This is a genomic window from Providencia sp. PROV109 (assembly GCF_033681625.1).
GTDB classification, from domain to species: Bacteria; Pseudomonadota; Gammaproteobacteria; order Enterobacterales; family Enterobacteriaceae; genus Providencia; species Providencia hangzhouensis.
Map to the genome: position 1 here is coordinate 684,231 of NZ_CP096320.1, position 26,724 is coordinate 710,954.

At 44.0% G+C, this 26,724-nt stretch carries 29 protein-coding genes; 19 read left to right on the forward strand and 10 right to left on the reverse strand.

The features are described from left to right. The 6 genes from M1F25_RS03060 to merA all read left to right on the forward strand — a co-directional run bounded on the left by M1F25_RS03060 (window position 1) and on the right by merA (window position 6,958). Window positions 1-3,570, forward strand: a complete 3,570-nt coding sequence (locus M1F25_RS03060) for a conjugal transfer protein TraG N-terminal domain-containing protein (protein WP_109247963.1) — start codon at window positions 1-3, stop codon at window positions 3,568-3,570. Window positions 3,571-3,667: 97 nt separating this feature from the next. Beyond that, on the forward strand, window positions 3,668-4,057 hold the full coding sequence (gene merR / locus M1F25_RS03065) for an Hg(II)-responsive transcriptional regulator (RefSeq protein WP_028867973.1): 390 nt from the start codon (window positions 3,668-3,670) through the stop codon (window positions 4,055-4,057). An 84-nt stretch (window positions 4,058-4,141) separates the two neighbouring features. Next, window positions 4,142-4,489, forward strand: coding sequence for a mercuric transporter MerT family protein (locus tag M1F25_RS03070; RefSeq protein WP_028867974.1), 348 nt, complete (start codon window positions 4,142-4,144; stop codon window positions 4,487-4,489). A 59-nt stretch (window positions 4,490-4,548) separates the two neighbouring features. Then, a complete protein-coding gene (merP, locus tag M1F25_RS03075) occupies window positions 4,549-4,824 on the forward strand; it encodes a mercury resistance system periplasmic binding protein MerP (protein ID WP_028867975.1) in 276 nt (91 codons plus the stop codon). A gap of 15 nt (window positions 4,825-4,839) precedes the next feature. After that, on the forward strand, window positions 4,840-5,247 hold the full coding sequence (gene merC / locus M1F25_RS03080; RefSeq protein ID WP_196575170.1) for an organomercurial transporter MerC: 408 nt from the start codon (window positions 4,840-4,842) through the stop codon (window positions 5,245-5,247). 37 nt (window positions 5,248-5,284) lie between these two features. After that, on the forward strand, window positions 5,285-6,958 hold the full coding sequence (gene merA, locus M1F25_RS03085) for a mercury(II) reductase (RefSeq protein WP_028867977.1): 1,674 nt from the start codon (window positions 5,285-5,287) through the stop codon (window positions 6,956-6,958). Between the two features lie 105 nt (window positions 6,959-7,063). Here merA and eexR read toward each other — a convergent pair whose 3' ends face one another. Genes eexR through M1F25_RS03120 form a run of 7 tightly spaced genes read right to left on the reverse strand, consistent with a single transcriptional unit; the run spans window position 7,064 to window position 10,736 of the window. Continuing rightward, complete coding sequence (gene eexR / locus M1F25_RS03090) at window positions 7,064-7,495, reverse strand: entry exclusion protein EexR (RefSeq protein ID WP_040132805.1); 432 nt, start codon at window positions 7,493-7,495, stop codon at window positions 7,064-7,066. 54 nt (window positions 7,496-7,549) lie between these two features. Beyond that, the gene (locus M1F25_RS03095) at window positions 7,550-8,083 is read right to left on the reverse strand and encodes a FlhC family transcriptional regulator (RefSeq protein WP_000566752.1); all 534 of its coding nucleotides are present in this window, start codon (window positions 8,081-8,083) and stop codon (window positions 7,550-7,552) included. After that, window positions 8,080-8,379: a flagellar transcriptional regulator FlhD gene (locus M1F25_RS03100; RefSeq protein ID WP_000210563.1), complete on the reverse strand. Its 300-nt coding sequence runs from the start codon at window positions 8,377-8,379 to the stop codon at window positions 8,080-8,082. The genes M1F25_RS03095 and M1F25_RS03100 overlap by 4 nt, the downstream gene beginning before the upstream one ends. After that, a complete protein-coding gene (locus M1F25_RS03105) occupies window positions 8,376-8,924 on the reverse strand; it encodes a lytic transglycosylase domain-containing protein (RefSeq protein WP_040132806.1) in 549 nt (182 codons plus the stop codon). The genes M1F25_RS03100 and M1F25_RS03105 overlap by 4 nt, the downstream gene beginning before the upstream one ends. Continuing rightward, entirely contained in the window at window positions 8,911-9,573 is a 663-nt protein-coding gene (locus M1F25_RS03110) for a DUF6475 domain-containing protein (RefSeq protein ID WP_007105460.1), read from the reverse strand. Before M1F25_RS03110 ends, M1F25_RS03105 begins: the two co-directional genes overlap by 14 nt. Beyond that, window positions 9,560-10,429, reverse strand: coding sequence for a hypothetical protein (locus tag M1F25_RS03115; RefSeq protein ID WP_040132807.1), 870 nt, complete (start codon window positions 10,427-10,429; stop codon window positions 9,560-9,562). The genes M1F25_RS03110 and M1F25_RS03115 overlap by 14 nt, the downstream gene beginning before the upstream one ends. A 55-nt stretch (window positions 10,430-10,484) precedes the next feature. Then, a complete protein-coding gene (locus M1F25_RS03120; RefSeq protein ID WP_024015942.1) occupies window positions 10,485-10,736 on the reverse strand; it encodes a helix-turn-helix domain-containing protein in 252 nt (83 codons plus the stop codon). A gap of 117 nt (window positions 10,737-10,853) precedes the next feature. On the opposite strand from M1F25_RS03120, the gene M1F25_RS03125 reads away from it, so the two are divergent. The 10 genes from M1F25_RS03125 to deoD all read left to right on the forward strand — a co-directional run bounded on the left by M1F25_RS03125 (window position 10,854) and on the right by deoD (window position 22,621). Continuing rightward, window positions 10,854-11,501, forward strand: coding sequence for a LexA family protein (locus tag M1F25_RS03125; protein ID WP_000854920.1), 648 nt, complete (start codon window positions 10,854-10,856; stop codon window positions 11,499-11,501). 256 nt (window positions 11,502-11,757) lie between these two features. After that, a complete protein-coding gene (prfC, locus tag M1F25_RS03130; protein ID WP_112307954.1) occupies window positions 11,758-13,347 on the forward strand; it encodes a peptide chain release factor 3 in 1,590 nt (529 codons plus the stop codon). Between the two features lie 191 nt (window positions 13,348-13,538). After that, window positions 13,539-13,949, forward strand: a complete 411-nt coding sequence (locus tag M1F25_RS03135) for a BON domain-containing protein (protein ID WP_004905738.1) — start codon at window positions 13,539-13,541, stop codon at window positions 13,947-13,949. 132 nt (window positions 13,950-14,081) lie between these two features. After that, complete coding sequence (locus tag M1F25_RS03140) at window positions 14,082-15,179, forward strand: patatin family protein (protein ID WP_094962726.1); 1,098 nt, start codon at window positions 14,082-14,084, stop codon at window positions 15,177-15,179. Beyond that, window positions 15,172-15,957 carry a TatD family hydrolase gene (locus M1F25_RS03145; protein ID WP_036958567.1) on the forward strand — a complete coding sequence of 262 codons (786 nt, stop codon included), beginning with the start codon at window positions 15,172-15,174 and terminating at the stop codon, window positions 15,955-15,957. Before M1F25_RS03140 ends, M1F25_RS03145 begins: the two co-directional genes overlap by 8 nt. A gap of 305 nt (window positions 15,958-16,262) precedes the next feature. Then, window positions 16,263-17,546 (forward strand): NupC/NupG family nucleoside CNT transporter, encoded by a 1,284-nt coding sequence (locus tag M1F25_RS03150; protein WP_180359527.1) that lies wholly within the window; start codon window positions 16,263-16,265, stop codon window positions 17,544-17,546. A 474-nt stretch (window positions 17,547-18,020) separates the two neighbouring features. Next, window positions 18,021-18,800: a deoxyribose-phosphate aldolase gene (gene deoC, locus M1F25_RS03155; protein ID WP_094962728.1), complete on the forward strand. Its 780-nt coding sequence runs from the start codon at window positions 18,021-18,023 to the stop codon at window positions 18,798-18,800. A gap of 48 nt (window positions 18,801-18,848) precedes the next feature. Further along, window positions 18,849-20,171 carry a thymidine phosphorylase gene (deoA, locus tag M1F25_RS03160; RefSeq protein WP_181489266.1) on the forward strand — a complete coding sequence of 441 codons (1,323 nt, stop codon included), beginning with the start codon at window positions 18,849-18,851 and terminating at the stop codon, window positions 20,169-20,171. A 52-nt stretch (window positions 20,172-20,223) separates the two neighbouring features. Then, window positions 20,224-21,447, forward strand: a complete 1,224-nt coding sequence (gene deoB, locus M1F25_RS03165) for a phosphopentomutase (RefSeq protein WP_004905728.1) — start codon at window positions 20,224-20,226, stop codon at window positions 21,445-21,447. Window positions 21,448-21,904: 457 nt separating this feature from the next. Next, a complete protein-coding gene (deoD, locus tag M1F25_RS03170; RefSeq protein WP_004914779.1) occupies window positions 21,905-22,621 on the forward strand; it encodes a purine-nucleoside phosphorylase in 717 nt (238 codons plus the stop codon). Window positions 22,622-22,692: 71 nt separating this feature from the next. Here deoD and M1F25_RS03175 read toward each other — a convergent pair whose 3' ends face one another. The 3 genes from M1F25_RS03175 to M1F25_RS03185 form a co-directional block, all read right to left on the reverse strand. Next, the gene (locus tag M1F25_RS03175) at window positions 22,693-23,013 is read right to left on the reverse strand and encodes a CcdB family protein (RefSeq protein WP_112307951.1); all 321 of its coding nucleotides are present in this window, start codon (window positions 23,011-23,013) and stop codon (window positions 22,693-22,695) included. Next, window positions 23,013-23,201: a type II toxin-antitoxin system CcdA family antitoxin gene (locus M1F25_RS03180; RefSeq protein WP_094962730.1), complete on the reverse strand. Its 189-nt coding sequence runs from the start codon at window positions 23,199-23,201 to the stop codon at window positions 23,013-23,015. Before M1F25_RS03180 ends, M1F25_RS03175 begins: the two co-directional genes overlap by 1 nt. 84 nt (window positions 23,202-23,285) lie before the next feature. Then, on the reverse strand, window positions 23,286-23,780 hold the full coding sequence (locus tag M1F25_RS03185) for a GNAT family N-acetyltransferase (RefSeq protein ID WP_181489268.1): 495 nt from the start codon (window positions 23,778-23,780) through the stop codon (window positions 23,286-23,288). Between the two features lie 207 nt (window positions 23,781-23,987). Here M1F25_RS03185 and M1F25_RS03190 point away from each other — a divergent pair, with 207 nt between their 5' ends. From M1F25_RS03190 to M1F25_RS03200, 3 genes are all read left to right on the forward strand, one after another. Beyond that, the gene (locus M1F25_RS03190; RefSeq protein WP_181489270.1) at window positions 23,988-24,437 is read left to right on the forward strand and encodes a hypothetical protein; all 450 of its coding nucleotides are present in this window, start codon (window positions 23,988-23,990) and stop codon (window positions 24,435-24,437) included. A gap of 41 nt (window positions 24,438-24,478) precedes the next feature. Beyond that, complete coding sequence (locus M1F25_RS03195) at window positions 24,479-25,732, forward strand: IS256 family transposase (RefSeq protein ID WP_135536280.1); 1,254 nt, start codon at window positions 24,479-24,481, stop codon at window positions 25,730-25,732. Window positions 25,733-25,855: 123 nt separating this feature from the next. Further along, window positions 25,856-26,659 carry a hypothetical protein gene (locus tag M1F25_RS03200; protein WP_181489272.1) on the forward strand — a complete coding sequence of 268 codons (804 nt, stop codon included), beginning with the start codon at window positions 25,856-25,858 and terminating at the stop codon, window positions 26,657-26,659. Window positions 26,660-26,724 lie beyond the last annotated feature (65 nt).

Here is a 26,724-nt window from a genome sequence, read left to right on the forward strand (position 1 = left end):
ATGTGGGAGATCTATTCCATCGGGGATTCGGCATTTTTAGAGCAGGTCTTGAACGCTGTCGCGATGATTACTGGTACAGGCGACTTTACTTCAATGGTTCGCATTGGCTTGCTCATTGGGGTATTGATGGTCTCTGTTCAGGCCTTAATGCAAGGCGGTCGTGGCATTAACTTTCAACACGTTTTAGTCTCATGGTTAGTCTTTGCAACCATGTTTGGACCCAGTACCCGAGTGAGCATTGAGGATGCGTACACGGGACAAGTTCGAGTGGTTGATAATGTGCCCATCGGTGTTGCTGCCGCAGGCAGTACGATTTCAACTGTCGGCTTTCAAATCACGCGATTGTTTGAAACGGCGTTCTCAACTCCCGCCATGACGGAATACGGCTTTGCATCCAGTTTACAGTCACTGATTAAAGTGAGAAAACAGGTGATGGATCGCTCGGGGTTGGGTGATGCAAATCGTGTCGGTGGCTCAGATATCGAGCAATCGTGGTTTAACTACATCAAAGAATGCACCTTGATTGGCATCGACATCGGCCAAAAGAACCTAGATCAGGTGCTGAGTGATCCTAACCCGATGACTGCGATTAGGTTTGATTCGCGCATATATGGCACACGCATCATGCTCAGTGGTAGCAGTAGCGATCTGGACTGCACCGATGCCTATAGCCAACTGAAACTCATGACAGAATCAACCTTCATTCCGAGGCTTAAACAGGTTCTGTCAGCCTCATTGGGGACTTCGTCAGCCACTGACACTGATGACGTGATCCGAAATGCACTGAATAACCTTGGTTTGGCTTCGGTTAACACCCAAGAGTACATGACCGCGTCAGTGCTTTTGCCTATTTATGAGCAAAGCGTGACGGGCAAGTATATGGATGATCAAGCTTTCACCGCCGCCGTTATGGTTAATCAAGCGATTGAACAGCGCAATACACAATGGGCGGCGGAGCAGACTCTTTTCCAAAGTATCGTTCGTCCGATGATGACGTTTTTTGAGGGTTTCATTTACGCCATCACCCCTTTGATGGCCTTTGTGATAGCCCTTGGCCAAATCGGGATGCGAATGGCTGGGAAGTACTTGTTAATCCTGCTTTGGATTCAACTTTGGATGCCTGTCATGGCTATCATTAACCTGTATATTCATTTAACCGTTGCAGGGAAAATGTCGGCTCTTGATGCCTTTGCAGGTACAGAAGTGCCATCTTTTGCTGGGATGATGCAGATGGATTCAGTGCTGCAAACCTGGATAGCTACTGGCGGCATGTTGGCGTCGAGTGTTCCGGCAATTTCGCTCATGCTCGTGTATGGCTCAGCAATAACTGCAACCCACTTGGCTGGACGTCTTCAAAACGGTGATGCCATTGATGAAAAGATGGCAAGTCCAGATGTCGCGAAAAATGCCCCGGTGATGCAATCACAGTCAATGTTCCAAAATTCAGCCCTCACTGGTTCTGCTATGACCGGCGCGTCAAACCTACTTAGCAGTTTCTCTGTCGGAAATGCGGTGGGTTCAATGGTCGGCTCTGCAAAAGAATCCATGACTCAGGCAACTCAAGCCTTTAGCCGTCAGGTTGGCAATACCATGAGTCGAACCTTTGGTGAAAAGCTAAGTTACGACAACCTGTCTTCAGTTGGACGTCAGATCGGTTCTTCTAATTCCGCATCTAGCGCCGTTGTTAATCAGGTTACTGATGACCTGCAAACACGGTATGGTTTCGGAGACGATAAAAAAGACGCTGTACGTGGCTTGGTATCGGGCGTGTTATCGGGAGGCCTAAGGGTCGGTGGAGATGGAACCATTACAAATACCGGTGATAAAGAAGTAGCAGATAAAGGGTTCTTGGGAAGATTACTTGGTACAGGGGGGAATGACTCCCCACAAGGTAACTTGCCTGGAGTCGATAAGCCTGAATCCTCAAGAGTGCCAAAAATATCACGGCTACGAGCAGGCTTGGATTTAGGTGGAAACTTTAGTGGCCAAGTTGAGTCGTCAGAAGGCAGTTCTCGATCTACGACCGCAAATACGCTCACTGGGGAGATGCAAAGCTTGGCATCGAGTGATTCACGACGTGCTGAGTATCGCGATGCAATGGTTAAGGACCTTTCAGATTCAAGACGTTCTGGCGTTGAAATGTCGTTGTCTAACCAAGACTATCAGTCACTTCAGAGTTCAGCACAAGACGTTATCACGGCATCAAACCGCTTTAGTGAGCTTGATCAGGCCAGCTACAGTCTATCAGGACAAAGGAACACGGATGGTGCGACGTTAACTCGATTAGCAGCGGATAATCCTGAAGTCATGGATTATTTAGGTCGCTATATGAACCAGCATGTTGAAGCAGGTAACCGATTACGTGAAAACCTTCCAATGTATCAGCGCTTGCTACCTGATGATAATCAGGCGTATGTGGCCGCAGCTATGGAGTCTTTAACCTATAGCAACTCCTCGACGCCCGCTGAACGAGACAATGACTATCAAGCAGCAATGACTGTTATGGCCATGGCTACCGGAGCCGATTTACGATCTATTCAGCCACGCTCTAATGAAGGCTTGTCATCAACTGCACCTACTTTTGGTGGCACTCAAAGCCAAGTTGAATCCGGTGTTCTGGGAGGCTATGAGGATGCTGCAACAGTTCAAACGCAGTTCAATTCGGCTCAATCCGCTTACCAAACCAATCTTTCTGGTGTAGATGGACAGCTGAATGCGCATCAGCAACAAGCCCAGCAGGCCGTAGCTTCTGACACAAGTACCTATCAATCTGGACTCAACAGTGAAGCTGGCTCTCAGTGGCGATCTCGCATTATGGCTGATGATAGCGGAGTCTCAGGTGCTGAAATGTTCTTCAACAGCGCCAGTGCTATCGGTGATTTCAGTGGCAAGCATACTGATGCAGCTCTGCATACCCTGAATCACTTTGGCGAAGACTATGAGAGTTACAAAGAACAAGCGCTTGAAGATCCTGGCTCACGAGGTTTCTTGCACAACGCTACTGTGGCCAGCAAATCAACCTGGGATGGCTTAAAAGCCGCCGTTGATGCAGGAACCTCTTTGGAAAACCCATTGACGGCGTTTAATGATGCATACAGTGGATCGAGTTCGCAGTATGCCTCCGAAGTAAACTGGGGCACTAAGTCTGAAGCCATGTTGGCGGGGGCATTCGGTGCGGCAGTTAACAATCGATATGGTGAGTTTCTAGAGCAGTATGCTGATGATTTTAAACAGGAAGCATACAGCGAAGGGCAGAGAATGGGATTGACCCCGATTCAAAGTCAAGTTTTCGCTCAAGCTTTCAATGAAGGTTTGGCGGGGCGCGTTTTCAATTCTGAAGACTCATCGAGTTGGTCGCCTGAAATGCTTGGTCTAAGGGAGCAAATGCTAAATGAGTATCGTCAAAAGGATGAGAGTGGCGCTTACATCTCTGACAGTGTGTCTGATGAAGATAAAGCATTTGTGGATAAGCAGATTGCAGTGATCTCAAATGCATCCCTTGCGGGAGATTATGCTCAGAACAACTTGATCGATATTAGGGCATATAACCAGGCATCAGGAAATAAATAAAACAAGGAGTAGAAGCTCAAGGCTAACGAAGTTTTATGGCTTAATTACGTAGATAGGGATATATTTCTCCGTACTTAGATACGGAGAAATATATCACATGTACACAATTGGAAAATTAGCCGAACAAGCTAGTATCAATGTTGAGACTGTTCGTTATTACGAACGACGTGGTCTTATAGAAAAACCTGAAAAACCGCATCTAGGCTACCGACTTTATCCTTTGGCAACATTAAACCGAATAAAATTCATTAAACGTTCCCAAGATCTTGGGTTCACTTTGGAAGAAATCTCCAATTTACTCAGCCTTAATGACACTCCCTGTATAGAAGTGCAAGAAATGACTTTACACAAGCTTGCAAGTGTGAAAGCCAAAATAGCAGGTCTTCGCCGCTTAGAAACCGTTCTCACAGAATTATTGAATGAGTGTAATTCTAATACTAACCAATCCCACTGTCCCATTATTGATTCCCTACTTCCTGAAGATTAATAATGAGTCAAATTTTATCTTGACTCCGTAGTTGGGTACGGGGTTTAAGCTTGTTTTACTAAAGTACGATAAGTAGAGTGAGTTATGTCAAAAAGTAATCCCAACTTTCCAATCATCGGCGGTGTTATTGCCGCTATTGGCGCTGGTCTTTGCTGCGCTGGTCCTTTCGTCTTGTTGCTGCTAGGCGTGAGTGGCTCCTGGATTGGTAATTTAACCTTGTTAGAACCTTATCGTCCCATTTTTATCCTGCTGGTTTTAGCCTTATTTGGCTTCGCAGGCTGGAAGGTCTATCGCCCCGTCGAGGACTGTGAGCCAGGCACCGCCTGTGCAGTTCCTCAAGTGCGAAAACGTCGGCAGGTGATCTTTTGGTTAACGGCACTGACTGCGTTGGTTTTAGTCACCAGTAATTATTGGATTGTCTGGTTTGCCTGATGACGATTTCTAACCTTTTATTTTGATTAAATCTTTATGGCTTGCTCTTGGAGAAAATTATGAAAACACTCGCCCTAATGTCCCTGTTCGTACTGACCAGCCTGAACGCTTTAGCTGCCCCGAAAACAGTTACTTTGGAAGTCCCAACCATGAACTGTGTGACCTGTCCCTTTACCGTGGAAAAAGCCTTACAAAAAGTCGATGGCGTCAGTAAAGCCGAAGTGACCTTTAAGACCAAACTGGCGGTGGTCACCTTCGACGACGAAAAAACCACGGTAAAAGCACTGACCGAAGCCACCACTAACGCGGGTTATCCGTCAACGCTCAAGGAGTAAAGCATAGAAATGCTAATACGGTTACTGACCCGGTTCGGCGATAAGATTAGCTCATTGGGCGCGCTGGTTTCTGCTATGGGATGCGCCATGTGTTTCCCGGCCATTGCCAGTCTGGGCGCTGCGGTAGGACTGGGTTTTCTCAGCCAATGGGAAGGTCTGTTTGTTAGCACGCTATTACCCCTGTTTGCCTGGATTGCCTTGGTACTCAACGGACTTGGCTGGTTCAGCCACCGGCAATGGCACCGTAGTGCGCTGGGTGTGGCCGGCCCCATTTTATTGCTGTTATCGCTCTATCCGTTTTTCCAGTACGGCTGGAGCAGCTATGTCACCTATTCAGCATTAGGCCTGATGGTTGCCGTATCGCTTTGGGATATTTTTTCACCGGCGAATAAACGCTGTGATGATGACAGCTGTGCTGTTTAACACGACGCAATGCCTGACTACTATTTGAGGAAAACGAATGATCTTACTATCGATAGAAGGGATGACCTGTCCAAGTTGCGTCGCCCACGTTAAAGAAGCACTCGATGCGATCGAAGGCGTTAATAAGGTTGAAATATCTTATGAAAACGCCAGAGCAACGATCACCACGAACGGTGGGGTCAGCGTAACCGTTCTCATTGGAGCAATAGAAGCTCTCGGTTATATCGCAAAAGAATCCACTGGCACTGCAAAAGAAATTACTTCACCGAACGACTGCTGTGACAACGAAAATGCAAGCAACACTGAAAGCAACCAAACTCAACATGTGGCGATTATCGGTACGGGTTCCGGCGCTTTTGCCTGCGCTATTAAAGCCGCTGAAGGTGGTGCCAAGGTCACTCTTATTGAGGGAGCCGATGTGATTGGCGGCTGTTGCGTGAATGTCGGCTGCGTACCCTCAAAAATTCTAATCCGCGCCGCTCAATTGGCTCAGCAGCAACGCAATAATCCCTTTACCGGACTGGAAAATCATGCGCCCCAATTGAGTCGAGCCTTGTTGACTCAGCAGCAGACCGCTCGGGTCGAAGAGCTGCGCGCGGCAAAGTACCAGAATATTCTGGAGACAAATCCTGCGCTTAGTTTACTTAAAGGTTGGGCGCAATTTAAAAATGCCAACACCCTGATAGTCAGAAAAAATGATGGAACCGAGCAGGCAGTTCACGCCGATAAAATCCTGATCGCTACCGGCTCCACGCCAACCATTCCTCCTATTGATGGTTTAACTGAAACACCTTATTGGACCTCTACCGAAGCGCTGTTTGCTCAGGAATTGCCGCAGCACCTGGTCGTGATTGGTTCGTCGGTTGTAGCGCTGGAAATTGCCCAGGCTTATCGCCGTTTAGGCAGTGAAGTCACCATATTAGCAAGACATACATTGCTTTATCGGGAAGATCCCTTGCTCGGTGAAAAACTCACCGGATGTTTTGAAAAAGAAGGCATTCGAGTATTAAACAGTACGCAAGCTACCAAGGTGACCCACGATGGAAGCCAATTTACATTGGAAACTAACGCGGGCGATCTACGCTGCGATCGTTTGCTGGTAAGCACCGGGCGACACGCCAATACTTGCCAACTCAATCTGGGCGCGGTGGGTGTTACGACCAACAAAAAGGGCGAAATCGTTGTTAACGAACGCATGGAAACGAATGTTCCCGGTATTTACGCCGCCGGAGACTGCTGCAACATGCCGCAATTCGTCTATGTCGCCGCGGCCGCCGGTAGCCGTTCCGGCATCAACATGACGGGCGGATACGCCAAACTGGATCTATCCACCATGCCAGCAGTGATTTTTACCGATCCCCAGGTGGCAACTGTTGGGCTCACGGAAGAGCAAGCCAACGCACAAGACATTGAAACCGACAGTCGTGTATTGGAGATGGAGAACGTGCCGCGCGCACTGGCGAATTTCGAGACCGATGGTTTTATCAAATTGGTGACGGAAAAAGCCACTGGCCGCCTGATCGGGGCGCAGATTCTGGCGCATGAAGGTGGAGAACTGATCCAGAGTGCGGCGCTGGCGATCCGCAACCGTATGACGGTGACGGAATTAGCCGACCAGCTTTTCCCTTACCTGACTATGGTGGAGGGTTTGAAGCTCTGCGCCCAAACCTTTAACAAGGATGTCAAAGAACTGTCCTGTTGTGCTGGGTAACGAACTTGAGTTGATCCGTATTCATTGATGGAAATGGCATTTTTCATTCGTAGTACGAAAGTGCCAATCAATTTTTTGAGTATAAGTAAAAAAGCAGTCAATTTACTATGACCTTGTTTTTTTAGGGAGGATAGATGAGCGACCATCTGCAAATTCGTTTACCCAGTACCAATATTTTTTTTCGCTCAGGCTTAGTTCTCGACCGGTATCTTTCAGTTGTCTTTGAAATAAATGGATTAGTCCGCTTAAGCCTAAGAAGGCTAAACCGACACATAAAATTGTCCAACTCGCTTGCCAATATGCGATTGCTACAAGCATAGTGATGATGGCTATAAGTCCGATGGGATTACAGGTCGCTTTGAATCCCAAGTAGCTGAAAAAAACGACGGTGCAAATCAGAAATGGCAAAGCCGCTAACTTGGCAGATGCCGTTAATATTTCTGAGGGAAAAAAATGAGCCGCAGCCAAAGTCGCCAGAAAAAGCCCCAGTGATATAAACCAGCAGCGTGCTGGTAAAGATTTAAGTAATTTTATCATCTTAGTACTCTCAAAGTGCACGGGCGGTGCACAATCAAATCATGCATCAGCATGTTAGTTCTCAAAAAGTGCTCTAGTGGTTTGCTCGGCCATAATCTCACACACAGGACATTTAAGCTGAATGCGCTGTTGAGATACCGTCAAATACAGACTGCCGCATCGACACCGGTGTAAGGATGCAAGCTGTGATCTTAAATCACGAGCTAGAACCCAACCTTCATTGATGGTCAGTTTTTTCCAGGGGATCTCAGCTGGAAGATCTGCCTCTTCTCTTGCAACCAAGTACGCATCGTAAGCCTTCATCAAAGCATCGATATTTAATTTCTTGTAGACATTATCACCACCAATATTGACATAAAGCGCCATCAGCAGGGAGCCTTCAACTAGGGCTCTTCTGCTTTTAACGATGGCATCAGATTCTGGCAATTGACCAGGACAAGGTGACTTGCCAGTCACTTCTTTGTGCAGCCTTCTGATAATGTGGATTGGCAAACCTGTATCGAGCGCGATAATGGTCGTTCGAAATCCGTACTTAATAAGCAGCGAGGCTCGGGTAAACAGCTCACTTTTGGACAGGTTATCAATCATGCATCCCCCTTGTTGTTTAGGGTTGATAATAAATAAGCGATTCTTGGGATACCTGTACCTTTGCTCTTCACCATCTCAATCAGTTGGCTTTGGTTACCCCTTGGTTGAAACAGCATGAATGATGAGGTCGCCACTCGTTGCAGGTCGTCAACACCGGCATTAATCAGTGCATCCACCACGTCGCGTGTAAGTCCAAAGCGCAAGACCGCCTCTTGCGGATCAATGCGCGCCAATTCACGTGCTGCGTGTAGGTACGCCAAATTTAATTGATAGAAGTCTTGTTGATTGGTTGTCATTGACGGACCTCCAGTTCATGTAAAATATTGCGATAGATAGAAAGCACTCTTTGCCCATACCAGCGTGCACGATCTTCGTTCCAACTGTGATAGCGGCCTATGCCAAGCTCTAAATCATTTGGTGAAGACTTGATTGCTTCGGCCAAAATACTTGAGCCGACCGTAAGGTTGGTGATGGGGTCTAGCAGTTCCGCTGCTGAGCTCACCCGATGCCCATGCCAATGCAAATTGATTTGCATAAGGCCAATATCGAGCTGATATTTTTCAGTCTCTTGCAGTGCCTGGTTTAACAGTTGCTCTGCTTCTGTCTTAGATTTGGCGTAGGTTGCGTTTGAACCATTGCGAATTGCGTATGGCCATGGACTGGTCATGTTGAGACCACGATGTGAGGCCGACTCAGCCAAGGCAACGGCGTAGAGCATGACTGGATCAATACCAACGCTTTGTGCTGCTTTTTCCCACTGATAGCCCGGAAACGCATAGACTGAAGTGCTTGCGGACATGGCTATCACTAGGGCAATGGTTTTTGCTTTAATCGTTTTCATTTTTGTCCTCTAATTGATTTCCGAGAAGCGCCTGAATGGCTTTCGGGCTTATTCTTTTTAATGGCACTGCGCTAAAGTCGGCGATGCCTCTCGTATAAACTTGTGCCGCTTTTGACCAGTCGCCTACGGCAACAGGCGCTTGCATATCAAATCCTTTTTGCTGGTTCTGATGGTCTGCAATACCCTGTAATAGCCTTGGGTATTCACCCACTTCGTCCCGTAGCAAGTAAGCCTGGTAGCGTGTTAAAAACTCTTTTTGCTTAAAGGGGTATTCCCTGTCATCAACCTTGCAGAGTTCAACCCATCCACCCATGTCTGAAATCACGCGGTGGATAAGCGCATCGTCAAACATCACGGATGTCCAAGCGCCAACCTGACGAACAGCCTTGTCAACTTTGTTCCAAGCAACCATGGCTCTTGAACCTGAGTTGCCGTCGATATGCTTGATGACGTCAGCGGGCTTTGGAAAAAATTGCCCAGTATCCGGTGATTGAATATGCCGAGTCAGACCGATTCGCACTTCTTCAATGCTATAAGCACGAAGGGCTTCAAATGCGATGGATAGCAATTGTGGTGATACGCTTTTGCCATACATGGCCCAAGCTGCTCCCCAAACTTCAGCAAACTCGCGTTTATCAACCTCCTGCACTTGAACGAACCTCCCGAATACCTGGTCCGGCCCAGCTTTCAGCAATGCGGCGATTGCTTTCTTCAATATTCAATTGGTGATTGCTGCCCTTTAGGCTCGTCGATGATTGCTGTACTTCATCAATGCGAACGTACTCGTCTTCCCATTGCCGGTTTAAAAGCCAGTTATGTGGCATAGGGGTCTTAGTCCGATCTTGATACTGTAATCGGTTGTCTCGTTGCTCTTTCCAGCGTGTTAGCACTTCCAAGGCGAGTTCATGGTCTTCATTGAGGCCCATGCGTAGCCATTCTTCTTTGGCTTTCGCTTTTTTTTCTTTGCGTATTTGTACATCCCAGAAGTCTTCAAACTGTATGTGGTCAACAGTTTTAACTGTTGGTTTATTGCTTCTCTCAGAGTCATCCGACCGTTGAGAGTCCCTTACCGGGTTGCCATCAGGCATAAACAATGATGAAAATTCTTCTGGTAGCCGAGCTTGAAAAGCGGCAAGAGATTTCAAAAGCGATGCCATACCAATGAAGTCGGCAGGTACATCTTTAAGCAACCGAAAGGCTGCCTTACCTTGGTTTGGGTTTTCGATTGGGTTGTGCTTCAGAAAGCTTCGAATCAAAGTCCAACCAGATCCCTCGCAACGAATCAGGAACTGATCTTGTTCTAACTCACTTAACGTCTTGGCAACCTGTTGCTCATCCCAGTTCAAGTCAGAAGCAACGTAACCAATCGGCAGTCGAAAGCAGCCAAGCAAATTACAATGTGGGCATGTAAGCAAATACAGTCCTAGCAACTTCGCTGAGTCACTCCAGGACAAAACATTTTGCTTTAGCCAAAAGCGGGTATAGACCTTGCCATAATCACGCATGGAGGAACTCGCTTTTGTGTTTACGTAAAATGCTGACCATTATTTGCCCTTAATCCTACTGGTTACTGGCTTTCAGCTCGCTTGGGCATTCGGGATAGATGTCCGGTCTTAACTGAGATCGGGTTACCTGTCCTTGCGTAGCTTGTTCGATGGGTAAAACGAATTCAGCGGGAACACGCCCTGATTTATTCAACCAAAACCAGACGTTTTGCTGTTTTGAGTTGATGGCTCTTGCTAATGCTGATTGCCCGCCGACCAAGTCAATGGCACGGCGGAGATGTTTTTGTGTCGTTTTGAACACTTCCATACCGTCTCCTGTTACAATAATAACTGTTACAAGATTGAATGTTACAGTTTAAACTGTAGATAAGTCAACAGTTAAAATTGTTGAAAGACTACAGTTTTATTTGTAGAATGCGGGCTTATGAAAACTTTATCCGAACGACTAAACCATGCCTTGCAGCTTACTGGGGTAACTCAGTCTGAGTTGGCTCGTCGCATTGGTATCAAACAGCAGTCGATCAGCCAGATTTGCTCTGGTAAATCGGCTAGGTCTCGTTACACCATGCAGATCGCGGAGGCGCTTCGCGTGAATGCTCATTGGCTCGCCACAGGTGATGGCGAGATTGGCTTGGGGGTCGGTAATGTAGAAGTCGGGCCTGATATTAAGGGAAGAATTCCTCTCATTAACTGGGTTCAGGCCGGTGATTGGACTGAAATAGCGGAGGGATTTGCCCATGAAGATGCTGAGGAGTGGCGTGAAGTCACTGGGAAAGCACATGAGGGTTGTTTCGCACTTCGCGTAAAAGGCGACAGTATGGAAAATCCAAGCGGAAAAAAATCCATACCTGAGGGGGCAGTGATCGTTGTTGATCCTGAGTTACCTTACTCTTCAGGTTCATTGGTTGTTGCGCGTTTGGATGATTCGAAAGAAGCAACCTTTAAGCAGTTGGTTATTGATGGTGAACAGAAGTATCTAAAACCTTTGAACCCGCAATACCCTGCAATACCGATCAACGGCAACTGCACCATCATCGGTGTAGTACGACAAGCTATCATCGATTTCTGGTAGCGAAGGAATTTGTGGTTTAGCCACAGTTGTTCATTAGCTGAAGAAGCAACGATTGCAAACAGCTACAACTGAGCATTGGTGCACGCTGAGAGTAAATGGTAACCGATTAGATAACCATTGATTGTTTATAAAGTCAAGATCAGCGAAAATAGCGGCCAATTACGATTAACACGACGGATTTGACAAGCGAAGAACTGAAAAGAGAGTACTTCCAAAAGTGTGTACAAATCCGTGTACAAACTAAAAGAATTTATACATGGCAAACCAAGATTTTCTTAATGAAATCAATAAGCGAAGGACCTTTGCTATCATCTCGCACCCCGATGCGGGTAAAACCACAATAACCGAAAAAGTGTTATTGTTTGGGCACGCTATTCAACGTGCTGGTACGGTAAAAGGCCGTGGCTCTAACCAACACGCTAAATCTGACTGGATGGAAATGGAAAAGCAGCGTGGTATTTCGATTACCACCTCTGTTATGCAGTTTCCTTATAATGATTGTCTTGTTAACTTATTGGATACCCCAGGTCACGAAGACTTCTCTGAAGATACTTATCGTACATTAACGGCAGTTGACTGCTGCTTGATGGTCATTGACTCGGGTAAAGGGGTTGAAGACCGGACACGTAAACTGATGGAAGTCACTCGTCTACGTGACACTCCAATCTTAACTTTCATGAATAAGTTGGACCGTGATATTCGTGACCCAATGGAATTAATGGATGAAGTGGAAAATGAGCTGAAAATTGCTTGTTGTCCAATCACATGGCCTATTGGTTGTGGTAAATTATTCAAGGGTGTTTATCATTTATTACGCGATGAAACAATCCTATACCAAACAGGCCAAGGTCACACTATTCAAGAAGTCCGTATAATTAAAGGGCTGAATAACCCAGATCTTGATGCTGCCGTAGGTGATGAATTAGCGGCACAGTTACGTGATGAGTTGGAATTGGTTCAAGGGGCATCTCATGAATTTGACCATGACGCATTCTTGCAGGGTGAATTAACCCCTGTCTTTTTCGGAACAGCGTTAGGTAACTTTGGTGTTGACCATATGCTAGATGGCCTAGTGGAATGGGCTCCTCAGCCACAACCGCGCCAAACAGATTTACGCCAAGTTAATGCGACAGAAGAAAAGTTCACTGGTTTCGTATTTAAAATCCAAGCAAATATGGACCCGAAACACCGTGACCGTGTTGCGTTTATGCGTATAGTTTCAGGTACTTATGAAAAAGGCATGAAACTACGCCAAGTGCGCATCAAAAAAGACGTGGTCATTTCTGATGCTTTAACCTTTATGGCGGGGGATCGCTCTCAGGTCGAAAACGCCTATGCAGGGGACATCATTGGGTTACATAACCATGGTACGATTCAAATCGGTGATACCTTCACACAAGGTGAAGAGCTCAAATTTACGGGTATTCCTAACTTTGCCCCTGAATTATTCCGCCGTATTCGCTTACGTGATCCGCTAAAACAAAAACAACTGTTAAAAGGCCTCGTTCAGTTATCTGAAGAGGGCGCAGTACAGGTGTTCCGCCCGTTAACTAACAATGATTTAATTGTTGGTGCGGTAGGTGTGCTGCAGTTTGACGTGGTGGTTTCGCGTTTGAAAAGCGAATATAACGTTGAAGCTATTTATGAAGCCGTTAACGTTTCTACTGCGCGTTGGGTTGAGTGTGATGATGCGAAGAAATTCGAAGAGTTTAAACGCAAAAATGAGCAAAACTTAGCCCTTGATGGTGGCGACAACTTGTCTTATATCGCACCGACTATGGTGAATTTGAACCTGACTAGTGAACGTTACCCTGACGTTAAATTCCGCAAAACACGCGAACACTAATTGTGTTTATGACCCACGACTAGCATAGTTAGTGGGTCATCTTATTTCGAACTTCATTTAAAGCAACTTTCCCTGTTTTTTTATGCTTATCATCAAGAATATTCTGTCTTTATCACCTTTCTCTTTATTTTTTATGTTTTTTTACTTAGGCTATATTATTCGTTGTCCATTGCAGTGAAAGGAAGGTTTTTATGAAAAAAGCAAAACTATTGAGTTTGTTAGGAGTTATTGGGTTGAGCTGGGCGCTCGCGGCTTGTAGCTCATCATCAGATAGCGCTTTGAAAAAACAAGCCTCAGAAACCTGGGACAGTGCATCTAAGACCGTTGAAATGGCAGGTAAAGATACTGGGAATGCCATTTCGAGTGGCGCTAAAAACACCGGTGACTACATTGATGACTCCGCGATTACGGCGGATGTAAAAGGAAAATTACTGGGTACGAAAGGTATTTCGAGTAACAGCGTATCAGTAAAAACAGTCAATGGTGTTGTTTACTTATCAGGCTTTGTTAAATCAGCCGATCAAATTGATAAAATTACCCAAGTGGCATCGCAAGTCAATGGGGTAAAATCAGTACAAAATGGTTTAGTCATCGCTAACTAATCAGTAAATAAATGTCTCAATAGCTCATATTGCTGAATATTTATTGTACAATGCGGATAGAATGGGCTTTCAAAGGGAAGCTCATTCTGTTTTTGAGCTATTTAAAGTGAACTTCTGTCATTCAGAGGCATTATGGGAAAACACGTTTCAGTTACACTTGGCACGATTGAGCCGCTTGCATTCTTTGATAATATCAACTCGGGAAAAACTGCCCTGATTTGTGAAGGTGGCGGTCAACGAGGAATTTTTACTGCGGGTGTACTGGATGAGTTTCTTATCTCTGATTTCAACCCTTTTGACCTGATGATAGGCACTTCAGCTGGGGCTCAAAATCTTTCTGCGTATATTTGTGGGCAAGCAGGTTATGCACGCCGTGTGATCACGCGTTATACGACTAATTCGGCATTTTTCAATCCACTGCGCTTTATCCGCGGCGGTCATCTGATTGATTTAGATTGGCTCGTCGACACCACAGCAAAAGAATTCCCATTACGTATACAAGCAGGGCTCGATTTATTAAATTCAGGTCGTGAATTCTATATGGGAGCAAGCCGCAGTGATGATTTTTCCGCTGCTTTTCTAAAGCCTGACGCAGACAACTGGCTCGATATTATTCGTGCATCCAGCGCTATTCCGGGCTTTTATCGTGAAGGTGTCGAATTTGATGGCACGCTTTACCAAGATGGTGGCATTAGTGCTGCTATCCCAGTTGAAGAGGCATACCGCCGCGGTGCAGAGACTATTGTGGTGATCCGTACCGTTCCTTCCCAAATGTATTTTACCCCTGAATGGGTGAAAAGAATGACTCGGTGGCTGGAAGGGGATAAAAATGGCCTACAACGTATGGCCGCGATGCTAAAAGTTCATCTGAAAAGCTACCGTAGAACACAAGAATTTATTGAAAACCCACCAAAAGATGTACAGGTCTTTGAGATTTATCCACCTGTTCCACTGAAAAGTAGTGCGCTGGGTAGTAAGGTATCTTCGCTTAATCAAGATTACCATACGGGGCGCCGGTGTGGTCGCTATTTTATTGCAGCACTGGGTGATGCCTTTGACCACAACACAAATCGCTTTAGCCATACTTTGGCACAGAAAATTGAGTCTAACCCATTAGATATTCAGTTTGAGCCACAAGTACCGAATGAGCTCATTCCTGAATTGGCGGCGGAGCCTGTTACCTCAATGCCTTTGGCCGCAATATCCGCAAATGAAAATCGTGATGGCTAAACGTCAATTTATTGATACTCATTGCCATTTTGATTTCCCACCTTTTAGTGATTCCTTCACTGAAAGTTTGCAGCTTGCTCAACAAAGTGGGGTGAGTGATATTATCATTCCTACAGTGAGTATGGATAATTTTGCACGAGTTTGGCAACTGGCACAGCAGTACCCGCAGTTGCATGCCGCTATGGGGTTTCATCCGTTATATTTGAGTCAGTTTCAAGAGCAACATATTGATATATTGACTGATTATCTAGCTAAAAAGAATAAAAAGTGTGTGGCGATAGGGGAGATTGGGCTTGACCTCTATATGCAAAACCCGCAATTTGAGCGCCAGCAAGTGGTGTTGTCCGCACAATTAAAGTTAGCGAAACAGTTTGATTTACCAGTTATTTTACATTCACGTAAAAGCCATGACCCATTAGCTGCGATGCTACGTCGTTTTGATGTCCCAGCTCGTGGCGTTGTGCATGGTTTTGCCGGCAGTCTATCTCAAGCCCAAGCCTTTGTTAAACTTGGCTATTATATTGGTGTTGGTGGCACAATTACTTATGACAGAGCGAATAAAACTCGCCATGTGATGTCGCAACTCCCTTTGACTTCATTATTATTCGAAACGGATGCCCCTGATATGCCAGTTTCAGGTTTTCAAGGCGAACCAAATCGTCCTGAACGTATTGAGTGGGTTTTTCGTTCATTATGTGAGCTTCGCCACGAATCCCCTGCAGAAATAGCCCAACAACTTTACAACAATAGTTTGTCGTTATTTAATCTCACCAAGTAAAATCGCATACAGAATCATAAATAATATTTATATAATTTCACTAATTGGCTATTAAAATCTATTTAGTTTTTATTGTGCTTAATTGGGACTTTAGTGCCTTTACAGATTAAACTGAATAGTTTTTGTGACTTTTGTCACATTATGTGAATTTTTGTTGTTTATTGCAGTATGTATTTGTGATGAGTATTGCGGGTTATTGGTGATGACTAGGTATAATCATCAAATTAAGAGTCAAGGTGACTTACACGTTTCCTTATATATCAACCTAAAATAAAGTGAACAGGGATCCTTCCATGCAGCTCATTATGAGTATTATCGGAATGGCGGTACTTATCGCGATAGCTATTCTATTTTCCAGCAATCGCCGAGCAATTAGACTACGCACAGTTGGCGGCGCATTTTTAATTCAATTAGCCATTGGTGCATTTGTTCTTTATGTTCCAGCGGGGCGTAGTGTGCTCCAAGGGATGTCTGACGCGGTTTCTAAAGTTATTGGATATGGTCAAGATGGGATGAGCTTCATCTTTGGCGGCCTTGTTTCCGATAAAATGTTTGAACTGTTTGGTGGCGGTGGCTTTATTTTCGCTTTCCGCGTTTTACCAATTATTGTTTTCTTCTCATCATTAATTGCTGTCCTTTATTATTTAGGGATCATGCAGTTAGTGATTAAAGTTCTTGGTGGTGGTCTGCAAAAAATATTGGGAACCTCAAGAACAGAATCGTTATCTGCAACAGCAAATATCTTTGTTGGGCAAACGGAAGCACCATTGGTTGTTCGCCCTTATATTGCAACAATGACGACATCAGAGCTATTTGCCATTATGTGTGGTGGTTTAGCTTCTGTAGCAGGTTCAGTTTTAGCGGGCTACGCCCAAATGGGTGTACCAATGGAATACCTGATTGCTGCCTCCTTTATGGCCGCTCCAGGTGGTTTATTATTCGCCAAACTGATGGTTCCAGAAACAGAAGATGTAAAAGATAGGGTTGATGCGACAGATTTAGTCGCTGAAGATGAACGCCCTGCCAATATTATTGATGCGGCTGCTTCTGGGGCATCATCAGGGATGCAACTAGCGCTGAACGTGGGGGCAATGTTATTGGCCTTTATTGCTTTGATTGCATTGATCAATGGCATCTTAGGTGGTATTGGTGGCTGGTTTGATTATCCACAATTATCACTGGAATTATTATTAGGTTGGTTATTCGCTCCGATTGCCTTCTTAATTGGTGTGCCGTGGAGTGAAGCGACAGTTGCTGGTTCTTTCATCGGTCAAAAAATTGTTGTGAACGAATTTGTTGCATTCATGAACTTCGGTGAATACATGAAAGCGGATGCTGAAGTACTGGCGGCAGGCAAACAAGTGCTTTCCGACCATACTAAAGCAATTATTTCGTTTGCATTATGTGGTTTTGCTAACCTTTCATCCGTCGCTATCTTACTCGGTGGTTTAGGCGGAATGGCGCCAAATCGCCGTGGTGATGTCGCTCGTTTAGGTATGAAAGCGGTTATGGCTGGTACCCTGTCTAACTTAATGAGTGCAACCATTGCTGGCTTTTTCTTAACGTTAGGCGCAGCAGCCGTAATTTAATTTATATTTGCTATCAACTAATCCAATTAAACGGAAGGGGATTAATCCTTCCGTTTTCATTTTGATTCGTTATATTCTTTTATGACTTTTTATATCAATCGTAAATTTTCAACTATTCTTAACTTAGTCAATTAATGATACAGAAAATATTGAAAAAGCCATTTGAGAGAAGAATTGATGGCGATAGATGGTATAATTTGATCTATATCACATTTTTTATTTTAATAATGTAACATTCAGTCGATTAATGTGATTTGTAGCACATAAAATGGCATCATTCCATGGTCAAATAGGCATTAGTAAGCTGCTATGGAACTGCTAGTTCTCAGAGTCTAGGACTCTAGGGCATGATGCGGTGAGAAGGATCTCAGCTGCTCAGTTCGGAAAGAATCCGACTAGCATCTTTAAGGAACCAAGCCCGCTCGCCAACAAAGAACGTGTCGTTCTGAAGAATTAACAACGTTGGAGAGTTATATGACTGATTTAAAAGCGGCCGCACAACGCGCGCTGTCACTTATGGATTTAACCACTTTAAATGATGACGATACTGATGCGAAAGTCATCGCACTGTGTCATCAGGCGAAAAGCCCAGCAGGCAATACCGCTGCAATCTGTATTTACCCTCGTTTTATTCCCATTGCACGTAAAACATTACGTGAGCAAGGCACTCCAGATGTGCGTATTGCAACGGTTACGAATTTCCCACACGGTAACGATGATATTGATATCGCATTAGCTGAAACCAAAGCAGCAATTGCTTACGGTGCGGATGAAGTTGATGTTGTTTTCCCTTATCGTGCGCTGATTGCGGGTAATGAACAAATTGGTTTTGATTTAGTGAAAGCCTGTAAAGACGCTTGTGCGGCTGCGAATGTGTTGCTGAAAGTAATCATTGAGACAGGTGAGTTAAAAGATGCAGCACTAATCCGTAAGGCTTCTGAAATTTCAATTAAAGCGGGCGCTGATTTTATTAAAACTTCGACAGGTAAAGTACCTGTTAATGCAACATTAGAAAGCGCGGAAATCATGATGCAAGTCATCCGTGATATGGGCGTTGAAAAAACAGTCGGCTTTAAACCTGCTGGTGGTGTACGTACCGCAGAAGAAGCAGCAGAATACTTAGCGTTAGCGGGACGAATTTTAGGTGACAATTGGGCAGATAGCCGCCACTTCCGTTTTGGTGCTTCTAGCCTATTAGCAAATTTATTAAATACGCTAGGTTTTGACGTTAAAAAATCAAGCAGCAGTTATTAATTTTCGCAATATTGTTAGCCGATAAATTCGACTTTAAAGGAGAATATTGTGTTTCTGGCACAAGAAATTATCCGTAAAAAACGTGATGGTAAGCCATTAAGCGAAGAAGAAATTCGTTTCTTTATCAATGGTGTTCGCGATAACTCAGTTTCAGAAGGTCAAATTGCTGCATTGGCAATGACTATCTATTTTAATGATATGACCATGCCTGAGCGCGTTGCATTAACGTTAGCAATGCGTGATTCAGGAACCGTTCTGAACTGGAAATCACTCAATCTCAATGGCCCATTAGTTGATAAACATTCAACTGGCGGTGTGGGGGATGTGACTTCACTGATGCTTGGCCCTATGGTCGCTGCTTGTGGCGGTTATGTACCGATGATCTCAGGCCGTGGTTTAGGCCACACTGGTGGAACACTAGACAAGCTTGAAGCGATCCCTAATTTCGATATCTTCCCGGATGACGTTCGTTTCCGTGACATTATCAAAGATGTCGGGGTGGCAATTATTGGGCAAACTAATTCATTAGCACCTGCCGATAAACGTTTCTATGCGACCCGTGATATTACAGCGACAGTGGATTCAATTCCGCTAATTACCGCTTCAATTTTAGGCAAAAAACTGGCTGAAGGCCTTGATGCTCTAGTGATGGACGTTAAAGTCGGCTCTGGTGCATTTATGCCAACGTATGAGAAGTCAGAACAGCTAGCAGAGTCTATTGTTAAAGTAGCCAATGGGGCGGGTTGTAAAACTACGGCATTATTGACTGACATGAATGAAGTGCTAGCTTCCAGCGCAGGTAACGCAGTTGAAGTTCGTGAAGCGGTTCAATTCTTAACGGGTGAATACCGTAACCCACGTCTTTATGAAGTCACCATGGCGTTATGTGTAGAAATGCTGGTATCTGGTTCATTAGCAGCAAACCGCGAAGAAGCACGCCAAAAATTACAGGCAGTATTAGACAATGGTAAAGCGGCAGAAGTGTTTGGCCGTATGGTAGCAGCTCAAAAAGGGCCTGCTGATTTTGTTGAAAATTACAACAAATACCTGCCGACTGCGGTACTGAGCAAAGCCGTTTATGCACCAAAAGATGGCATTATCACGCAAATGGATACACGTGCGCTGGGAATGTCCGTAGTGACGTTAGGCGGTGGTCGCCGTAAAGCGACAGACCCAATTGATTATAGCGTTGGTTTGAGTGATATCGCTGCGTTAGGCGCCAAAGTGGATACCCAAACGCCACTGGCAATTATCCATGCAAATAGTGAAAAAGCTTGGGAAGAAGCGGCGAAAGAAGTGCGTGAAGCGATGGTGATTGGAGACAAATCTCCTGAAACAACACCAATGGTTTATCGCCAAATCAGCGAGTAATACAAATAGATTTTAGTGGTATATCGTTTTAAAAATACCGCAGGAGAAAAATATGAAACGCACATTTATTATGGTTTTGGATTCCTTTGGGATCGGTGCAGCACATGATGCACATAAATTTGGTGATGAAGGTTCCAATACATTGGGTCACATCGCAGATGCTTGCGCCCGTGGCGAAGCGGATATTGGTCGTAAAGGGCCTCTGCATTTACCTAATTTAACAAAATTAGGTTTAGGTAAAGCAGGAGAAGAATCAAGCGGTTCATTCCCTGCAGGTCTTGACCCTAATGCAGAAATTATTGGTGCGTATGGTTATGCGAGCGAAATTTCTTCAGGCAAAGATACGCCATCAGGCCACTGGGAAATCGCAGGTGTTCCTGTGTTATTCGATTGGGGTTATTTCTCTGATGAAGAAAACAGCTTCCCGCAAGAACTGCTGGATACTTTAGTCGAAAAAGCAAACTTGCCGGGCTATTTAGGTAACTGCCATTCATCCGGTACAGTTATCCTCGATCAACTGGGTGAAGAGCACATGAAAACAGGGAAACCTATTTTCTATACCTCTGCTGACTCAGTATTCCAAATTGCGTGTCACGAAGAAACTTACGGCTTAGATAAACTGTATGAGCTGTGTGAAATTGCGCGTGAAGAGTTAACCAAAGGTGGTTATAACATTGGCCGTGTTATCGCGCGTCCATTTGTTGGCGACAAAGCGGGTAACTTCACACGTACAGGTAACCGTCATGACTTAGCGGTAGAGCCACCAGCACCAACCGTATTGAAAAAATTAGTTGATGAAAAACAAGGTGAAGTTGTTTCTATCGGTAAAATTGCGGATATTTACGCTCATGTCGGTATCACCAAGAAAATTAAAGCCACTGGTATCGATGCGCTATTCGATGCAACGGTAGAAGAAATGAAACTAGCGGGTGACAACACCATCGTTTTCACTAACTTTGTGGACTTTGACTCCGCATATGGCCACCGCCGTGATGTGGCAGGTTATGCTGCGGCATTAGAATTATTTGACCGCCGTTTACCTGAACTAATGAAATTAGTTAAAGAAGACGACATCCTAATTTTAACGGCAGACCACGGTTGTGACCCAACCTGGCCAGGTACAGACCATACCCGTGAGCACATCCCAGTGTTGATTTATGGTCCAAAAGTGAAACCAGGTTCATTAGGTCACCGTGAAACTTTCGCAGATATTGGCCAGACTGTCGCGAAATACTTTGATTTGTCGCCGATGGATTATGGTAAACCAATGCTCTAACACCCATTACCCGTCATACTTTGAGCTGTAGCGGTGTTGGCTGCATAAAATCCCCCTAATCACATACTGATGTATGCTCATAGGGATGATTTTCTTTGCCGCCTAGCTACAACTCAAATTATTTAGGGTAATGGCGGGGAATTAAAGGTAATGAGCAAAGCTTTGTCGTCATACTTTAAGTTGTAGAGTGGTGTTGGCTGCACAAAACTACCCTAATCACATACTGATGTATGCTCATAGGGATGATTTTCTTTGCCGCCTAGCTACAACTCAAATTATTTAGGGTAATAGGTAAGTATGAAAGGTAGTGAGCGAGCTATTGAAGGGTAATAAGCTAGCTGTAGTTCGTTGGCTACGATTCAAATTGCTTAGGCCAGTAAGATACAGATTATTAATAATAAGGTGGGAAGCCACCTTATTCATTTGAAAATATTTAATCGTTTAAAGGGAAATAATCATGGCAACTCCACATATTAATGCAGAAATGGGTGATTTCGCTGATGTCGTTCTGATGCCAGGCGACCCATTACGTGCAAAATACATCGCTGAAACTTTCCTTCAGGATGTTCGCCAAGTCAATAATGTGCGTGGCATGTTAGGTTTTACAGGGACTTATAAAGGCCGTAAAATTTCGGTAATGGGCCACGGTATGGGGATCCCTTCATGCTCCATTTACGCGAAAGAACTGATCACTGATTTCGGTGTAAAAGTGATTATTCGTGTTGGTTCATGTGGCGCAGTAATGGATGATGTAAAATTGCGTGATGTTGTGATCGGTATGGGTGCTTGTACTGATTCACGCGTTAACCGTCAACGCTTTAAAGAAAATGATTTTGCAGCGATTGCGGACTATGACTTAGTCCATAATGCAGTTGAAGCGGCAAAAGCAAGAAACGTGAATGTACGTGTGGGTAACCTGTTCTCAGCAGACCTATTCTACTCACCAGATCCTGATATGTTTAAAGTGATGGAAAAATACGGCATTTTGGGTGTTGAAATGGAAGCTGCGGGTATTTATGGTGTTGCTGCTGAGTTTGGCGCACGTGCGTTAACGATTTGTACTGTTTCTGACCATATTAAAACTGGCGAACAAACAACGTCAGAAGAACGTCAAACCACGTTCAATGAAATGATTGAGATTGCATTGGATTCAGTGTTGCTAGGTGACAAATAGTCGTTAACTCAATACAGATATGATTTTTTAAATGCCACGTATAGCGTGGCATTTTTTGTGAAATAAAAGTTCTAAATCCCCGAAATGATCATGTCAACAGCCGAAATAATTTTTGCATGAACATTCGGGATGATACAGACGAGGTCACGTGGTTTAAGTTTATTAATGGAAATAGTGGTTATGGATTTAGTGATAATTACATGGTGAATACCATTAATATAAACCACAGGGGTTAGAGCCTTAACTTGTGAATTGTTATGCAATAATGGCGATATAGGCATGATAACACGTGAGTGATAGTCACTCAGTAGGTCATTTTGGATATCAATAAGATAAGGATATTGGTCTTTCGACCTGATTGATTTATTACGATAAACAGCATATTGAGGCATTAAATCACCCCATACTCATTATCATCAGTAAATAGCCCTGCTTGTTGTTCAAATTCGTTAAAGCTATCAATGTTTGTTCTATTTTTTTCTTTCCATTTGGCATCAGAGCTTTGTTTGATAGTAAGGGGAAAATCTTGTTGTAGGTTTGCCTTATTTTGCATCTCAGTGAAATGATTTTGCGTTTTCATGGGCTACCTTAAATTAAGTGGATAAGATGGGTATTACTTTAGGGTAGCACCACTATGCTGGCAACTGCGCTGGGCGTTTTAAGACTAACTTTTTATCCGGCTCATCATCACGGCATCAACATATTGCCCATCACGAAATGCATAATCTTTCATGCGGCCTTCTAGCTCGAAGCCAAACTTTTCATACAGCCCAATGCCACTGCCATTTGCTGCGAATACTTCTAGCTCTATGCGATGGACATTCAGCCAGTTGTCACAGTAATCCACCATCACTTGCATCAGTTGTGAGCCAATGCCTTTGCCTTGGTGGGCTTCACTAACGGTAATTCCGAAAGTAGCGACATGGCGACGGCGCACTTGACTAGGTTGGCTGATAACTAGCAAACCCACGACTTCCTCACCAATGGTGGCAACAAACTGAGTGACGGGTGGATCATTTTCCCCGAGGCGAGCTTCCCAGGTTTTTTCTGTTGGGTATGGCAATTGTAAGGTGTTGGCATACGCCGAATAATCAGCGTGCATTTTAGTTATTGCAGGCACATCGTCCAGCGTTGCTCTGCGGATGGTTATGTTATTCATTACTTTACTCATCATTGTCGTTTCTAGAATATATTAATCACATCAAAAACATATTATGTCAACTTAGCAAAGTCATATAAATCGAGTAGTAGCACTAAATTTTACTGATTGTATTTAAAAATTATTGAGGAAATCGCTATCTGATATCGAAAGCTTATTGGCTTATATATTATTTTTGTGTGTCTTACCTAAAATAGGAAACCTAACATGAAGATCTTTAAAGCCCTAAGACATCATGATCATGTTACAAAGCAAACGGACCCATCAATTTCACTGAGTGATATGGTAGATAACATTATCAACAAACATAGCTTCTATGAGGGATCTAGCCATCTGATAATAGATAAAATAGTTAGTTTAAAGAATAGTACGAATGCTGATGGAATGAAGGAAATAACAGAGGCATGGGGTAAAGTAAATAAGGCTAACGGAAAAGCGAAGTATAAAATTAATAAGTATTTTAATAAAGGTATCGAAGCAAGTAAAAATTATTTTTCTCTACCTCCTAATCAATCACTTTCTACTGGAAAAATCAAAATAGAGCAAAAAAAAGATACTCTTGATAAAAAGGTTATTCAAAAGTCATGTAGTGGTGATTTACCGAGCTATAGTCATTTGTGGTGTATGAGGGGAAAAGAGGGTGGCGTATCCTGTTGATTGTTTCCTCCAAGAAATAATTAACAGTAGAGCGATACGCCATGACAAATATTACCCTGAATGTTCTTTCACAACCAGATGAAACTGGCACTGATGTGCTAACTGCTTTATTGCGTAATGGTGCTCGTCAGCTCATTGCGCAAGCAGTTGAAGTAGAGCTGCAGCAACTGCTGCAAGCTCATGAAGAACTGCGTTTACCCGATGGCCGCAAAGCTGTGGTGCGTAACGGCTATTTGCCTGAGCGCAGCATCCAAACGGGCATTGGCGATGTTGATATCAAGGTGCCAAAAGTGCGTGATCGTAGCGGCTCTGGTATTCGTTTTACCAGCGCACTGCTACCGCCATACCTCAAGCGTGCCCGCAGCGTTGAAGAGTTATTACCGTGGCTGTATCTCAAAGGTATTTCCACTGGAGACTACCAAGAAGCCCTTGCAGCCTTGCTGGGTGAGAATGCCAAAGGTCTGTCAGCTAACACCATTTCCAGGCTCAAGGAACGCTGGATTGATGAGCACCGAGAGTGGCGACAGCGCGATTTGAGTGACAAGCGCTACGCGTACCTTTGGGTTGACGGTATTTACAGCAACGTCCGCCTCGATGACCGTTTGTGCTTGCTGGTGGTGATGGGCGTGACAGAGCATGGCCGCAAGGAACTGATTGCTGTTGAAGAAGGCTATCGCGAGTCCGAAGCCAGCTGGCTTGAGCTGCTGAATGGCCTGGTTGCGCGTGGGCTTACGACCTGCCCAAAGCTGGCAACAGCTGACGGCGCTCTGGGCTTCTGGAAGGCTCTGAGCAAAGTATACCCGCAGACCAAACAGCAACGTTGCTGGGTGCATAAGACGGCCAATGTGCTCAACAAACTGCCCAAGGCAGTGCAACCCAAAGTAAAAGAAGCACTGCATGATATCTGGATGGCAGAGACGCGTGAGAAGGCTCATAAAGCCTTTGATATAGCGCTGGAAAGGTTTACTGCTAAGTACCCACGCGCAATGGAATGCTTAGCTAAAGACCGTGAGAGCATGTTGGCTTTCTACGATTTTCCAGCAGAACATTGGGTGAGTATACGCACCACCAACCCAATTGAATCTGCCTTCGCTACAGTACGTTTAAGAACCAGCAAAACCCGCAACTGCGGTTCAAGAAACACAACCCTAGCAATGGTTTATAAATTGCTGCAATCAGCGCAGAAGCGCTGGAACCGCCTGAAAGGATTTCAACTGCTAACCCTCGTGGTCAATAACGTTAAATTCCAAGACGGCGAACAAGTAATGGAGCAGTCAGACAGGAAAACCGCCTGATGCTCGTACACCAGATTTGACCATAACTCTGATTTACCTAATGGTTCAATAAAAAAAACTACGCCACTAGAGGGTAATGCTACAGATGATGTAATTATAAAAAAGATGAAACATTGTGAAAATGTGGTTGCTAAACTGGGGAATGAAGTGGTTGATGAGAAGGTAAGTGGTTTTATAAATGAACTTTCAATAAGAAAAAATCAATTAAACCAGCCGAGTTCAAGTGAAAAAGAACCTAAGTTTCAAAAAATCCTTGCTAGTCATACGATAGAGGAAGCGATTAAAATTAAAGTGCCTTTTAATGGAATCTCGGATAAGTCATTAAGCTTGATTGAGTCTAAAATTAAGGCGAGATTTAATAAATTAAAGTCAAGTGAAACCCCCTATCTATTTGAAAAAGAAATGTTCGATGCACAGAAAATACTAAAAAAATACGACAATAAATTGGTTTGTGAAAAAATAAATAATATTATCAATAAATTTTTAGACAGAAATGAATTATATATTAGAGAAAATAAAGTTCCGATGGACCGAATCTGGTGTGCCATAAATTCCGTGAGTTCATTACAGGATATTACACCACGTAAATACAATGAATTTAAAATGGCAATTATAGATTACTTGAAAAAAGAACCAATTGAAGATATTTTTGAGTCTTCATCCGAGTTAATACGAAAAGTATCACGTTATACTCATAAAAACATTGCTGATAAGGTTAATAATTTCATAAACGTTTATTCAATGGATAGAGTGAAAGAATTGAAGGGAAATGAAAAATTCAGTGTTGCAAGTAAGATAGAGTTATTGGAACCTGAAAAAAATAGAGATCCAGAAGAGTTAATAAAGGATATGAGTTTAAAAAAAATAGTTTCACATGTATTCAGTCGAATGATTAATAATATACGAAGGCTATTTTCCAAAAATTAATGGTTAATTTTATTTATGTGAAAATAGACAAATTAGCCCGTTGTATTTACGGGCTAATTTTTACT